General features: G+C 73.5%; 12 protein-coding genes. 10 read left to right on the top strand and 2 right to left on the bottom strand.

Annotated elements, in window-relative coordinates; translation table 11 throughout:
- Window positions 1-92: 92 nt before the first annotated feature.
- Window positions 93-1,574, bottom strand: coding sequence for a SulP family inorganic anion transporter (locus ACFU6K_RS12795; RefSeq protein WP_380662580.1), 1,482 nt, complete (start codon window positions 1,572-1,574; stop codon window positions 93-95).
- Window positions 1,575-2,348: 774 nt separating this feature from the next.
- On the opposite strand from ACFU6K_RS12795, the gene gcl reads away from it, so the two are divergent.
- The 4 genes from gcl (at window position 2,349) to ACFU6K_RS12775 (ending at window position 7,666) form a co-directional block, all read left to right on the top strand.
- Window positions 2,349-4,130, top strand: a complete 1,782-nt coding sequence (gcl, locus tag ACFU6K_RS12790) for a glyoxylate carboligase (RefSeq protein ID WP_380662578.1) — start codon at window positions 2,349-2,351, stop codon at window positions 4,128-4,130.
- A 217-nt stretch (window positions 4,131-4,347) separates the two neighbouring features.
- Entirely contained in the window at window positions 4,348-4,836 is a 489-nt protein-coding gene (locus tag ACFU6K_RS12785; protein WP_380662577.1) for a glutathione peroxidase, read from the top strand.
- A 180-nt stretch (window positions 4,837-5,016) separates the two neighbouring features.
- Complete coding sequence (locus tag ACFU6K_RS12780; protein WP_380662576.1) at window positions 5,017-6,222, top strand: hypothetical protein; 1,206 nt, start codon at window positions 5,017-5,019, stop codon at window positions 6,220-6,222.
- 229 nt (window positions 6,223-6,451) lie between these two features.
- Window positions 6,452-7,666 carry a metallophosphoesterase gene (locus tag ACFU6K_RS12775; RefSeq protein ID WP_380662575.1) on the top strand — a complete coding sequence of 405 codons (1,215 nt, stop codon included), beginning with the start codon at window positions 6,452-6,454 and terminating at the stop codon, window positions 7,664-7,666.
- A 28-nt stretch (window positions 7,667-7,694) separates the two neighbouring features.
- Here ACFU6K_RS12775 and ACFU6K_RS12770 read toward each other — a convergent pair whose 3' ends face one another.
- Entirely contained in the window at window positions 7,695-8,618 is a 924-nt protein-coding gene (locus ACFU6K_RS12770; RefSeq protein ID WP_380662574.1) for a LysR family transcriptional regulator, read from the bottom strand.
- 96 nt (window positions 8,619-8,714) lie between these two features.
- Between ACFU6K_RS12770 and ACFU6K_RS12765 the strand changes: the two genes are divergently transcribed.
- The 6 genes from ACFU6K_RS12765 (at window position 8,715) to ACFU6K_RS12740 (ending at window position 14,065) form a co-directional block, all read left to right on the top strand.
- Complete coding sequence (locus ACFU6K_RS12765; protein ID WP_049652714.1) at window positions 8,715-9,419, top strand: succinate dehydrogenase cytochrome b subunit; 705 nt, start codon at window positions 8,715-8,717, stop codon at window positions 9,417-9,419.
- Between the two features lie 92 nt (window positions 9,420-9,511).
- Entirely contained in the window at window positions 9,512-11,455 is a 1,944-nt protein-coding gene (locus ACFU6K_RS12760) for a fumarate reductase/succinate dehydrogenase flavoprotein subunit (protein ID WP_380662579.1), read from the top strand.
- Window positions 11,452-12,189 carry a succinate dehydrogenase/fumarate reductase iron-sulfur subunit gene (locus tag ACFU6K_RS12755; RefSeq protein ID WP_380662573.1) on the top strand — a complete coding sequence of 246 codons (738 nt, stop codon included), beginning with the start codon at window positions 11,452-11,454 and terminating at the stop codon, window positions 12,187-12,189. Before ACFU6K_RS12760 ends, ACFU6K_RS12755 begins: the two co-directional genes overlap by 4 nt.
- A 337-nt stretch (window positions 12,190-12,526) precedes the next feature.
- Entirely contained in the window at window positions 12,527-12,832 is a 306-nt protein-coding gene (locus ACFU6K_RS12750) for a hypothetical protein (protein ID WP_380662572.1), read from the top strand.
- A 160-nt stretch (window positions 12,833-12,992) separates the two neighbouring features.
- Entirely contained in the window at window positions 12,993-13,700 is a 708-nt protein-coding gene (locus ACFU6K_RS12745) for a DUF6232 family protein (RefSeq protein ID WP_380662571.1), read from the top strand.
- The gene (locus ACFU6K_RS12740; RefSeq protein WP_380662570.1) at window positions 13,697-14,065 is read left to right on the top strand and encodes a hypothetical protein; all 369 of its coding nucleotides are present in this window, start codon (window positions 13,697-13,699) and stop codon (window positions 14,063-14,065) included. Before ACFU6K_RS12745 ends, ACFU6K_RS12740 begins: the two co-directional genes overlap by 4 nt.
- Window positions 14,066-14,117: the final 52 nt, after the last annotated feature.

Below are 14,117 nucleotides of genomic sequence, written 5' to 3'. Positions count from 1 at the left end.
GGCCTGCGCCCGGACCGCGACCAGGCTAGACGTCCCGCGCCCGGGCCGGAGGTCACGCGGGCAGGCCGGACGTCACGCGACCTGCCCCCGCGTCAGGCGACGCTGGGCAGCGGCGGTTCGACGGCCAGCGGGGCGGTGGAGCGGGCCCGGTGCTGGTCGGCCCAGGAGACCAGCGCCACCGTGCAGGCGTGGTCCAGGTGGCGCAGCCCGGACCAGTCCAGTTCCACCGGCCGGTCCCCCGGCAGCCGTTCCAGGGTGTCCAGCAGCCGGGGCAGCCGCAGGAAGGTGGCGTTGCCGCTCAGTCGCACCCGGTGCAGCGGCTGCCCGGCCGGCTGCTCCTGTTCCTCCACCGCGATCTGCAGATGCGAGGTCTGCCAGGCCGACTTGGCCACCGCCAGGCCGACGCCGATCAGCACCCCGTCGAACAGGTCGGTGGCGATGATCGCGACCGTGGTGACCACCAGCACCACCGCCTCGCCCAGGTGCCCGCGGCAGAGCGCGACGATCCGGCGCACCGGCACCAGCTTGGCGCCGGCGTGCACCAGGACGGCGGCCAGCGCGGTGAGCGGGACGAGCCCGAGCGCGCCGGGCAGCAGCGCGGTGAACAGCAGCAGCCAGCCGCCGTGCAGGACCCGCGAGGCCTTGGTGCGCGCGCCGGCCTGGACGTTGGTCGCGCTGCGCACGATCACCGCGGTCATCGGCAGCGCGCCGAGCAGCCCGCAGACGGTGTTGCCGATGCCCTGGGCGGTGAGCTCGCGGTCGTAGTCGGTGCGCGGGCCGTGGTGCATCCGGTCGACGGCGGCGGCGCTGAACAGCGTCTCGGCGGAGGCGATCAGGGTGAAGGCGACGACCGTGCCGAGCCCGGCGGGGCCGGCCAGGGCGGTCAGCGCGTCGCGGCCGGGCAGGCGCACCACGTCGAGCAGCCCGGCCACGTGGACGCGGGCCACCGGCAGGTCGGCGGCCGCGGTGACGGCGGCGGCCAGGCCGACGGCGGCCAGCGGGGCGGGGACGGCGCGGGCGACCCGCTCGGGCAGGTACTTCCAGGCGACCAGGACCAGCAGGGTGCCGAGGCCGAGGGAGACGGCGCTCGGGTCGGCCGCGGCGGTCAGCGCGTCGCCCAGCAGGTCGGGCAGTCCGGCGAGCTTCTCGGGCCCGGTGGCGGGGGCGCGGCGGTCGGCGAGCGCGTAGAGCTGGCCGAACACCAGGGTCAGTCCGATGCCGGCCAGCATGCCGTGCACCACCGACGCGGACATCGCCCGGAACCAGCGGCCGAGCCGCAGGGCGCCCATCGCCAGTTGGAGCAGGCCGGTGCCGAGTACCAGCAGGCCGAGCGCGCCGACGCCGAAGCGCTGGACGGCGTCGGCGACCAGGACGGTCAGTCCGGCGGCGGGCCCGCTGACCTGGAGGCTGCTGCCGGGCAGCAGACCGGCCACCAGGCCGCCGACGATGCCGGTGACCAGTCCGAGTTCGGCCGGGACGCCGGAGGCGACGGCCACGCCGACGCAGAGCGGGAGGGCGACCAGGAACACCACCAGCGAGGCCGGCAGGTCGTGGCGCCAGGGGACGGTGCGCAGGACGGCGGCCGGGGTGCGGGGCCGGCCCGCCGGGCCGTGCTTGCGGAGGCGGCCCGGCGGGCTGTCGCTCCGGTGGGGCGGCGGGTTCACCCGGTCACCGCCAGGGACCGGACAGGGGTGCAGCAGCGCATGGGGGCGTTCCTTCCGCGCGTCCGCCGCAGCGGGCGCGCCGTCGCAAGGGCGGGGAGCAGCAGGAGCGGGGAGCAGGACGAAGGGCGGGGAGCAGGAGCACGGAGGAGAGGACCGCGGAGGAGCGGCGACAGCGGTACGGCCGCGGGTCCGGGCGGACCAGAGCGCGGCGGCGGGTGTCGGGTCGGTGCGGTCAGGGGGAGCGTCCCTCGCTCGGGTGCGGCGGACCGGGCGCGCTGGTCCTGGACGGGGCCGCCGGCGGAGTTCCCCCGCTCCGCGGCGCTCCCAAACCCCCCTGCCGCGGCCTCAGTTGGACGTCACGGGCCCGGCGTGGCACCGACGGTACCCAGCCCGGCGGGACGGGCCCACCGCAGGCACCGTCCCTTCACCGCCACTGCACACCGGCCGCTCTTCCCGGTGCGGAGCGTCCGCTTCCCCGGGTACACCAGCGCGATCGCCGTCCTGGCGTGCGAATCCCCGCCGTCCGGCGCCCCGCCCCCGGCTTCCACGTTCTGTTGAAGTCCCCTTGACGCCCCGACGAGCCCCGCCCTACCGTGTTTCCACATACAGAAACCGTTCTTCCGTATGGTGGAATTCGAGAGATGAGCCCTCCGAGCCACTGCGGGCCGACGCAGGAGAGATCCGATGCCTCGTATGACAGCCGCCCGCGCGGCCGTGGAGATCCTCAAACTCGAAGGCGTTGAGGTCGCGTTCGGCGTGCCGGGCGCGGCCATCAACCCGTTCTACGCCGCGCTCAAGGCCGCCGGCGGGATCGGGCACACGCTGGCCCGGCACGTCGAGGGCGCCTCCCACATGGCCGAGGGCTACACCCGCGCCAGGGCCGGCAACATCGGGGTCTGCGTCGGCACCTCCGGCCCGGCCGGCACCGACATGATCACCGGCCTGTACTCGGCGATCGCCGACTCCGTCCCGATCCTCTGCATCACCGGCCAGGCGCCCGTCGCCCGGCTGCACAAGGAGGACTTCCAGGCCGTCGACATCGCCTCGATCGCGGGGCCCGTCACCAAGGCCGCCACCACCGTGCTGGAGGCCGGGCAGGTCCCCGGCGTGTTCCAGCAGGCCTTCCACCTGATGCGCTCCGGGCGCCCCGGCCCGGTCCTGATCGACCTGCCGATCGACGTCCAGCTGACCGAGATCGACTTCGACCCGGAGGCCTACCAGCCGCTGCCGGTCTACAAGCCGGCCGCCAACCGCGTCCAGATCGAGAAGGCGGTCGCGCTGCTCCAGCGGTCCGAGCGCCCGCTGATCGTCGCGGGCGGCGGCGTCATCAACGCCGACGCCGCCGAACTGCTGCGGGAGTTCGCCGAACTCACCGGCGTCCCGGTGGTCCCCACCCTGATGGGCTGGGGCGTCATCCCGGACGACCACGCGCTCAACGCCGGCCTGGTCGGCCTCCAGACCTCGCACCGCTACGGCAACGAGACCTTCCTCGCCTCCGACTTCGTCCTCGGCATCGGCAACCGCTGGGCCAACCGCCACACCGGCGGCCTGGACGTCTACACCGCGGGCCGCACCTTCGTCCACGTCGACGTCGAGCCCACCCAGCTCGGCCGGATCTTCGCCCCGGACCTCGGCATCGCCTCCGACGCCAAGGCCGCGCTGGAGCTGTTCGTCGAGGTGGCGCGCGAACTGCGGGACGCCGGCACGCTCAAGGACCGCACCGCCTGGGCCGCCGCCGCCCAGGAGCGCAGGGCCCGGCTCCAGCGCCGCACCCACTTCGACGACGTGCCGCTCAAGCCGCAGCGCGTGTACGAGGAGATGAACCGCGCGTTCGGCCCGGAGACCCGCTACGTCACCACCATCGGCCTGTCCCAGATCGCCGGCGCCCAGCTGCTGCACGTCTACCGGCCGCGGCACTGGATCAACTGCGGCCAGGCCGGGCCGCTCGGCTGGACCATCCCGGCCGCGCTGGGCGTCGCCACCGCCGACCCGGGGGGCCAGGTGGTCGCGCTCTCCGGCGACTACGACTTCCAGTTCATGATCGAGGAGCTGGCGGTCGGCGCCCAGCACCGCATCCCGTACGTCCACGTGCTGGTGAACAACTCCTACCTGGGCCTGATCCGCCAGGCGCAGCGCGCCTTCGACATCGACTACCAGGTCAACCTGGAGTTCGAGAACGTCAACGCGCCGGAGCTGGGCGGCTACGGCGTGGACCACGTCAAGGTCGTCGAGGGCCTGGGCTGCAAGGCGATCCGGGTCACCGAGCCGGAGGGCCTGCTGCCCGCCTTCGAGGAGGCCAGGAAGCTGGCCGCCGAGTTCCGCGTCCCGGTCGTGGTCGAGGCGATCCTGGAGCGGGTCACCAACATCGCGATGGCCGCCGCCGACATCGACAAGGTCAACGAGTTCGAGGAGCCGGCCACCCTCCCCGAGCACGCCCCGACGGCGATCAGGCCGCTGGCGCCGTAACGCGTCGCACGCACCGGTCGCGCACGCCGGTCGCACGCACCGGTCGCACGCACCGGCCGTACGCGCCGGGCGGGTGGGGCGGACGAGCCGCTCCGCACGCCCCCACCCGCCCCCGCGCCCGGAACATCGGCACGCCGACCGCAGTTGACCACCTGACGGCCGCTACCGTGGCCCACGAAGAGGCCCGGCCCGACGACTTCCCGAAAGGACCACCCCCGTGAGGCTGTACGACATCCCGCTGCGCACCCTCGACGGCGCGGCCACCTCGCTGGCCGACCACAAGGGCAAGGCGCTGCTGATCGTCAACGTCGCCTCCAAGTGCGGTCTGACCCCGCAGTACGAGGGCCTGGAGCGGCTCCAGCAGCGGTACGCCGGGCGCGGGTTCACCGTGCTGGGCTTCCCCTGCAACCAGTTCGCCGGACAGGAGCCCGGCAGCGCCGAGGAGATCCGCACCTTCTGCTCCACCACCTACGGCGTGACCTTCCCGCTGTTCGAGAAGATCGACGTCAACGGCGAGGACCGCCACCCGCTGTACGCCAAGCTGACCGAGGTCGCCGACGCCGAGGGCCAGGCCGGGGACATCGCCTGGAACTTCGAGAAGTTCCTGCTGTCCCCGGACGGCACCGTCGCCGCGCGCCTGCGCCCGCCCGTCGAGCCGGAGTCGCCGGAGCTGGTCGCCGCGCTCGAGGCCGTCCTGCCGGCCTGACCGCACGCACCACGAAGGCCCGGGGCCCGGCGGAACCCGAGGAGCGGCCCCGGGCCTTCGCCGTGCCCGCACGCACGCACGCCCGCCCGCCCGCAAGGAGATCGCGGGGTGTTGCGGACATGCTCAACGCGCCCTACCGTGTGCCCCCGTTGATCCATCGCGTACGGAGGGCTCACCCTGATGTTCCGTCAAGTCAGAACAGCGGCGAGGGCGCTGCTCGCGGCCGGCCTGCTCGTCACCGGCACGCTGGCCGGTGCCTCGCCGGCGGCGGCCGCCGCGGCGCCGACGGCCCTGACCGCGTCCGACTACACCCTCACCTCGGACTACCACCAGTACGACACGCTCAACTCGGCGCTCGCCACGACGCTGGGGACCTCCGCCGTGCACACGGTGATGGAGAACGCGAACCACGACCGGCAGGCGCTCCCCGCGTCCTTCTCCGTGGCCGGCCTGACCACCGGCTTCCGGTTCGACGACGGCGACAACTCCGACTGCCAGAGCTTCCCCCAGGGCATCACCACCAGCCGGGACGCCGTGGGGACCGCGAACAGCGGCAACTACGACGGCCACCAGCTCGTGCTGGTGAGCTGGTACACCAAGGACGGCTGCGGCGGCGCCCAGCAGCGCAGCCGGATCACCCTGGTCGACTGGGACGCCACCTACCCCAACACCTACCGCAAGATCCTCCTGGTGGAGCCGACCGGCACCGCGGCCGCGCCGGACTTCAAGGACGTCCCGATCCACGCCGGCGGCGTCTCCTGGTACGGCGACTACCTCTACGTCGCCGACACCGGCCGCGGCATGCGCGTCTTCGACATGCGCAAGATCCTCAACACCGACACCGGCGGCACCGCCGACCAGATCGGCCGCCAGTCCGGGCCCGTCTACTACGCCCACAACTACGCCTACGTGCTGCCCCAGATCGGCACGGTCACCGCGCAGACCGCCTCCGGATCCAAGCTGGTGTGGTCGTCGGTCTCCCTCGACCGGGTCAGCAAGTCGATCGTGATGACGGAGTACACCTGCCAGGCGGACTGCGTCGACTACCCGAACCGCCCGCCGAGGGCCGTCCGCTTCCCGTTCGCCTCCGGGGCGACGACGTTCGCCGCGACGACGACCGCCAGCCAGGCCCTCCAACTGCCCTGGTACAACCTCAACGGCGTGGCCTCCCACAACGGCCGGTGGTGGTTCAACTCCTCGGGGCAGAAGAAGCTCTACTACTGGACCCCGACCGCGGGCCCCTCGACCTTCGCCTGGGTGGGCGGCGGCGAGAGCCTCTCCTACTGGGAGGACGCCACCGACCCCGACCTGCTGTGGTCGCTGCAGGAGACCACGGGCGGACGCAACGTCTTCGCGGTCACCCAGTCCACCTACGGCGGCGGCTGAGCCCGGGCCCCGGGCCGGTGGGGACGCCTCGTCGCGGCGCCGTCGCGGCCCCGTGACGCACGGACCGGTCGACGACGGCGGCCCCGGGCGGGACCGTCGGCGACGGTCTGCCGGATGATGGGGAGCAGGGCACGGCAGCGGATGTGAGGGCGACGCGGTGACAGCAGGCGAATCCACGGGGTTGGAGTCGGGACGCCGGTCGGCGGACCGCGAGGGTCCGGAGACCGTCGTGGCCGCCGCCCGGCCCGGGGCGGGCACGGAGCCCCCGGGCAGGGGCGCGGGGCGTCGGCGTTCCCCGGTCCGGCGGCTGGCGGTCCTGGTGCTCGTCCTCGTCCTCCTGTGCCTCCCGCCCTGGTGGACGCTGTTCGCCTCCGGCGCCGACTGGCCGTTCCCGGTCTTCCTGGCCGGCACGGTCGTCCTCGCGGCCTGGCTGGTCTCCTTCCCCTTCCTGATGGTCGCGGGCCACGGGCGGCGGCGCAGCGACCGGGCCGCCCGCGTCGCGGACACCAGCCTCGGGGTGGTCTGGGTGCTGTTCACCTGGTCGGTGCTGGGCGGCTCGGTGGACCTGGTGCTGGCCGGGCTCGACGTCGGCGGCACCGACCGGGCCAGGGCCGTGGCCGTGGCCGTCGCCGTGGTCTCGGCCGGTCTGCTGGGCTGGGGGCACTACGAGGCGATGCGCGTGCCCCGGGTGAAGCGGGTGGACGTGCGCCTCCCGCGGCTCGGCGCCGGCCTGGACGGGACCAGGGTCGTGGTGCTGGCCGACACCCACTACGGGCCGATCGACCGGGCGGACTGGTCGGCGCGGGTCGCCGAGGCGGTCAACGCGCTCGACGCGGACGTCCTGGTCCACGCCGGCGACATCGCCGACGGCACCCCCGCCCAGCGCCGGGAGCAGTCCGCGCCGCTCGGGACGGTCCGCGCCCGGCTGGCCAAGGTCTACGTCACGGGGAACCACGAGTACGGCAGCGAGGCCCAGGGCTGGCTGGACCGGATGGCGGACCTGGGCTGGGAGCCGCTGCACAACCGCCACCTCGTGGTGGAGCACGGCGGGGACGCCCTCGTGCTCGCCGGCGTGGACGACGTGACCGCGGAGTCCTCCGGCCTGGCCGGACACCGCGCGAACCTGGTCGGCGCGCTGGCGGGGGCGGATCCGGCCCTGCCGGTCCTGCTCGTCGCCCACCAGCCCAAGTACGTCCCGCAGGCCGCTGCCGCCGGCATCGACCTGCAGGTCTCCGGGCACACCCACGGCGGCCAGATCTGGCCGTTCAACCTCCTCGTCCGGATCGACCAGCCGGTGGTGCACGGCCTGAGCCGGCACGGGGAGCGGACCCGGCTCTACACCAGCCGCGGCGCCGGCTTCTGGGGCCCGCCGTTCCGGGTCTTCGCGCCGAGCGAGATCACCCTGCTCACGCTGCGCTCGGGCGGTGCGTCGCCCGGCGCGTGACCGGCCGCTGAAAGGCTCGACCCGGGACTCATGGCAGCAACAGCCGTGTCCCCGGCGGCAGTTCGCCGTCCCGGGCGGCGTCGCGCAGGTGCGCCAGCAGGGTGTCCCGCAGCGCCTCCGCCGCGCGGGTGAGCGGCACCTCGTGGCCCTGCGCGACGGCGATGGTGCGGCCCAGGCCCGGCCCGGCGAAGGCGGTCACCGCGAGACCGGAGCGGGCCGCCACCATGCCGGGGACGACGGCGGGCCCGATCCCGGCCCGGACGAAGCCCAGCACCGCGTCCATCTCGCCGCCCTCCACCGCGAACTCCGGCTCGAACCCGGCCGCCCGGCAGGCCGCCAGGGTCGCCTCGCGGACGTCGTAGCCCTCCCGGAACATCACCAGCGGTCGGCCCTTCAGCTCCGTCACCCGGACCTTGCGCCGGCCCGGCCGCCCGGCCGCGACCAGCACCAGCTCCTCGTGCAGCAGTTCGGTGACCGCCAGCGCGGGCTCCTGCTCCCCGCTCGGCCGGGTGATGGTCAGCGCGAGGTCCAGCTCCCCCGCCGCCAGCCAGCCGACCAGATCGCGCGAGCCGCCCTCGCGGACCACCAGCGCCACCCCCGGGTAGCGGTCCCGGAAGACCCGCAGCACGTCCGGCACCAGGCTGGTGCACAGGCTCGGCGGTGCGCCCAGCCGGACCCGGCCGCGGCGCAGCTGCACCGTCTCCTGCACGGCCAGCCGGGCGCTCTCGGTGTCCGCGAGGATGCGCCGGGCCAGCGGCAGCAGGGCGTCACCGGCGTCCGTCAGCGCGATGTTGCCCCGGGTGCGGTGGAACAGCTCCGCGCCCAACTCCCGTTCCAGCGCCCGGATCTGTTGCGAGAGTGACGGCTGCGCGACGTGCGCCGCCTCGGCGGCCCGGGTGAAGTGCCGGGTCTCGGCGACGGCCAGGAAGTAGCGGAGTTGCTGGAGCTGCACAGGACCAGGATAGGCCGCAGCGATAGTCCACGCCTATCGTCACGAGCCGCATCATGTCTTGGACGTACCCTCGCCGCCGTCCCTACCGTTGCTGCCATGACAACCGCGACTCGGACGGCCCGGCATCCGTCCACCCTGGCGACCCTGTGGCGGTCGACCGTCGGCAAGAAGGCGGTCATGGCCGTCACCGGACTGGCCATGCTGCTGTACCTGGTCGCGCACATGCTGGGCAACCTCAAGGTGTTCTTCGGCCCGGACGACATCAACGGCTACGCGGCCTGGCTGCGCACCATCGGACAACCCTTCCTGGGCCACGAGTGGTTCCTGTGGATCGCCCGGGCGGGCCTGCTGGCCGCCGTGGTGCTGCACGGCGTCTCCGCGTACCAGCTCAGCCGCCGCGACCTCGCGGCCCGCCCGAGCCGGTACGTGCACAAGCGCCGCCGCGCGAGCTACGCGACGCGGACCATGCGCTGGGGCGGGGTGATCCTGGCGCTGTTCATCGTCTGGCACATCCTCGACCTCACCACGCTGACCGTGAACCCGGGCACCGATCACGGCCAGACGTACCAGAACATCGTGGCCTCCTTCGGCCGCTGGTACGTCGACGTGTTCTACGTCGTCGCGATGCTGGCCGTCGGCCTGCACATCCGGCACGGGTTCTGGAGCGCCGCGCAGACCCTCGGTGCCAACAACGCCCGCCGCGACCGGGCGCTCAAGCTGGTCGCGAACGGCCTGGCGCTGGTGCTGACCGCCGGCTTCCTGTCCGTCCCCGTGGCCGTGATGACCGGAGTCGTGAAGTGAGCACCGGTGACCGGGGTCGTGAAGTGAGCACCGGTGACCCGAGTAGTGACGTGAGCCCTGGTGACCGGAGCCGTGAAGTGAGCAGTGGTGACATGAGCTACCTGGAGTACACCCTCGGCGAGCCGGTCGCCGACGCCAAGGCCCCCGCCGGGCCGATCGAACAGCGCTGGGACCAGCGGAGGTTCGACGCCAAGCTGGTCAACCCGGCCAACCGGCGCAAGCACACCGTGATCGTCGTCGGCACCGGCCTGGCCGGCGGCGCGGCCGGCGCCACCCTGGCCGAACAGGGCTACCACGTGGTCCAGTTCTGCTTCCAGGACTCCCCCCGGCGCGCCCACTCGATCGCCGCCCAGGGCGGCATCAACGCGGCCAAGAACTACCGCAACGACGGTGACTCGGTCCGCCGGCTGTTCTACGACACCGTCAAGGGCGGCGACTTCCGGGCCCGCGAGTCCAACGTGCACCGGCTGGCCCAGGTGTCGGTGGAGATCATCGACCAGTGCGTGGCCCAGGGCGTGCCCTTCGCCCGCGAGTACGGCGGCCTGCTGGACACCCGGTCCTTCGGCGGCGTCCAGGTCTCCCGGACCTTCTACGCCCGCGGCCAGACCGGCCAGCAGCTGCTGCTCGGCGCCTACCAGGCGCTCTCCCGGCAGGTCGCCGCCGGGAACGTGGAGCTGCACCCGCGCACCGAGATGCTCGACCTGCTGGTGGTCGACGGCCGGGCCCGCGGCATCGTCGCCCGCGACCTCGTCACCGGCGAGGTCCGCTCCTACACCGCGGACGCCGTGGTGCTCGCCAGCGGCGGCTACGGCAACGTGTTCTACCTCTCCACCAACGCCAAGAACTCCAACGCCACCGCGATCTGGCGGGCGCACCGGCGCGGCGCGTACTTCGCCAACCCGTGCTTCACCCAGATCCACCCGACCTGCATCCCGCGCTCGGGCGACCACCAGTCCAAGCTCACCCTGATGAGCGAGTCGCTGCGAAACGACGGCCGGATCTGGGTGCCCAAGGCGAAGGGCGACGACCGGCCGCCCGGGCAGATCCCGGAGGAGGAGCGGGACTACTACCTGGAGCGGATCTACCCCTCCTTCGGCAACCTGGTGCCGCGCGACATCGCCTCCCGGGCCGCCAAGAACGTCTGCGACGAGGGCCGCGGCATCGGCCCCGGCGGCCAGGGCGTCTACCTGGACTTCGCCGACGCGATCCGCCGGCTGGGCCGGGACGCCGTCGAGGCCAAGTACGGCAACCTCTTCGAGATGTACGAGCGGATCACCGCCGAGGACCCGTACCGGGTGCCGATGCGGATCTACCCGGCGATCCACTACACGATGGGCGGGCTCTGGGTCGACTACGACCTGCAGACCACCGTCCCGGGCCTGTTCGCGATCGGGGAGGCCAACTTCTCCGACCACGGCGCCAACCGGCTCGGCGCCAGCGCCCTGATGCAGGGCCTGGCCGACGGCTACTTCGTGCTGCCGCCCACCATCAACGACTACCTGGCCCGCCACCCGCTGCCGGCCGTGCCCGCCGACCACCCGGTGCTCGCCGAGGTGGAGGCCGAGGTCGAGGACCGGCTCAACCTGATCCTCGCGGTGGACGGCGACCGCACCCCGGACTCCTTCCACCGCGAACTCGGCGAACTGCTCTGGGACGAGTGCGGGATGGCCCGCGACGAGGCCGGGCTGCGCCGGGCGCTGGAGCGGATCCCGCTGCTGCGCGAGGAGTTCTGGCGCCGGATCAAGGTGCCGGGCACCGGGCAGGAGCTCAACCAGTCGCTGGAGAAGGCCAACCGGCTGGTCGACTACTTCGAGCTGGCCGAGCTGATGTGCCTGGACGCGCTGCACCGCGCCGAGTCCTGCGGCGGCCACTTCCGCACCGAGAGCCAGACCCCCGACGGCGAGGCCGCCCGCCGCGACGAGGAGTTCTCCTACGCCGCCGCCTGGGAGTTCACCGGCACCGGCGAGGCACCCGTCCTCCACCGCGAGGAACTCGACTTCGAGTACGTCCACCCCACCCAGCGGAGCTACGCATGAACCTCACCCTGCGCATCTGGCGCCAGGCGGGCCCGGACGCACCCGGCTCGATGACCACCTACCGGGTCGACGGCATCAGCCCGGACATGTCCTTCCTGGAGATGCTGGACACCCTCAACGAGGAGCTGATCACCCGCGGCGACCAGCCGGTCGCCTTCGACCACGACTGCCGCGAGGGCATCTGCGGCGCCTGCGGCATGGTCATCAACGGCCAGGCGCACGGCCCCGAGCGCACCACCACCTGCCAGCTGCACATGCGGCACTTCCAGGACGGCGACACCATCGACGTCGAGCCCTGGCGGGCGGCGGCGTTCCCGGTGGTCAAGGACCTGGTGGTGGACCGCTCGGCCTTCGACCGGATCATCGGCTCCGGCGGCTACATCACCGCCCCCACCGGCAGCGCCCCCGAGGCGCACGCCACGCCCGTCCCCAAGGAGGCCGCCGACACCGCCTTCGAGCACGCCGAGTGCATCGGCTGCGGCGCCTGCGTGGCGGCCTGCCCGAACGGCTCGGCGATGCTCTTCACCTCCGCCAAGGTGGTGCACCTCAACGTGCTGCCGCAGGGCGCGCCGGAACGGGCCGCCCGGGTGCGGGACATGGTCTCGGCCATGGACGCCGAGGGCTTCGGCGGCTGCACCAACACCGGTGAGTGCGCCACCGCCTGCCCCAAGGGCATCCCGCTGCCCAGCATCGCGGCGATGAACCGGGAGTTCCTGCGGGCCGCCCGCGGCTGACGACTCCCCCGCTACGGTCGGCCCCTCGCTCTGGTGCTCAGGCGAGGGGCCGACGTTGTTTGTGCGACGGGCGTGCGCCGGCGGTTCGCGCTACCCGTACGGGTGGTGGATCGCCCGGGGCCGTGCTTCCTGACGAGGAATCGCGCTACGGTGGGTCCGCTACGGAAGGACGGCATATGCCCGAGGTTCAGTCCTGTTCCGCTTGCGGCGGGTCCGGGGGGACCCAGAAGACCGAGGCCACGGTCGAACTGGACGAGGAAGGAAGCATGGTGCCCAGCGTCCACACCTTCTGGTCGCCCTGCGGCCGGTGCCACGGATCCGGAACGGTGATCGTCGGATGAGGTTCGTCTTCGAATGCGTCGAGTGCGGTGGGCACTACCTGCCGCCCGAGGACATGGTGTACCCGGACGGACCGGCCTCGCCGGTCTGGTGCACCGCCTGCCAGAGCGCCAAGCGCGCGGCCGGCCTCCGGGAGGACCCGCTGCTGGCCCGGGTCGCGCTGGCCGCCGCCCGGGCCGCACTGGCCCGGCGGGCCGCGGAGGCGGCCGAGCAGCCGGCCCGCTCCGACGTCCGCCCGTCCCGCCCGCCGCGGTCCCGCCGGGCCCGCTCCGGCCCCGGCGTGCTGCGCGGCAGGCTGGGCTGACGGCCCGCGGGTCGGCGGGGCCGGGCTGACGGGTCGGCGCGGGGCCGGGGCCGGGGCATACGAACCGACGGTACGTCAGTTACCGGTCGCGCCAATGAACTTGTGCGGACCCTAGGCGTGCTGGCACATTGTCCTCCCTCGCACGACAGCCTTGGGGGACATGGCCATGCAGCCGACCGATCCTTCCGATTCGACCCGGGCCGGGCAGACCGGCTCCTTCCCGTTCGTTCCGCCGCCTCCGCCCGGCGGGCCGCCGACACCGGCCCCGTTCGGGCCGCCGCCGCCCACCGCCCCGCCGCCGGCCTTCGCGAGCGGCCCCGCCGGCGCCCCGACCACCACCCGCGTCGCGGTCACCAACCGCATCCTCTGGATCGGGCAGGCCGCGTACCCGCTGGCCAACGTGGCCCGGGTCGGCACCTCCCTGATCGTGCCCGGCCGGCGCCGCGCGCTCCTGCGGCTGCTCGCCTTCGCCTTCATCGTCTTCGTGCCCGTGTTCGTGATCTCGCAGGCCACCAGCGGATCGTCGGGCCTGTACAGCTCGTCCTCCGACTCCGGGACCGGCGCGATGGTCGTCGGCGCGGTGATCGTCGTGGCGATCTACTTCCTGATCTTCACCTGGCCGGTGCTGCGCCGGCCCGACCTGTACGTGCTGGCCGTGGACACGGCGGGCCCGCCGACCGCGGTGCTGGCCTGGCTCACCGCGCAGCCGGCGTTCGAGCTGCAAGCCACCATCACCCGCGCGATCGAGAACCCGCAGGCCGAGTTCCAGCAGATCGTCCAGACCATCAGCGTGGACCTGCGGCAGTACCAGTTCGGCGACAGCGTCAACATCTACGGCGGCCAGGGAAACACGGGAGTCAGCAAGTGAACGACGACGAGCGTCCGAACGTCCAGTACGGCGACCGGGTCACCATCCACGGCGGCAGCGGCAACGTCGGCATCCAGCACTACAACGGCCCGGCCGGCGACCAGGCCCTGCCGCCGGAGGTTGCCGCGCTGTTCGCCCGGCTCGCCGCCGTGGTCACCGAGCTGGCCCGGGACGGGCGGCTCCACGAGGCGGACCGGCAGAGCCTCGCCGAGGCCCTGCCGGTGCTGACCAGCCCCGCCGCCGAGGAGCCGAGGAGCCGGCGCAACACCCTGCTGCTGCTGGCCGGCCTGGCGCAGAGCGTCGGCGTGGCGGCCGCGCCCGCGCTGGGCCTGGCGAACCAGCGGCTGCCCCTGCTCCGCGGCTGACCGACCGGCCGGCGCCCGCTCGCGGGCGCCGGCCTACGCCGCGCCCCTCGCC

Source organism: Kitasatospora sp. NPDC057512 (assembly GCF_042802135.1).
In the GTDB taxonomy this organism is placed as follows: domain Bacteria; phylum Actinomycetota; class Actinomycetes; order Streptomycetales; family Streptomycetaceae; genus Kitasatospora.
Note: the sequence above shows the minus strand (reverse complement) of the source record. Positions and strands in the feature narration are given on the sequence as shown.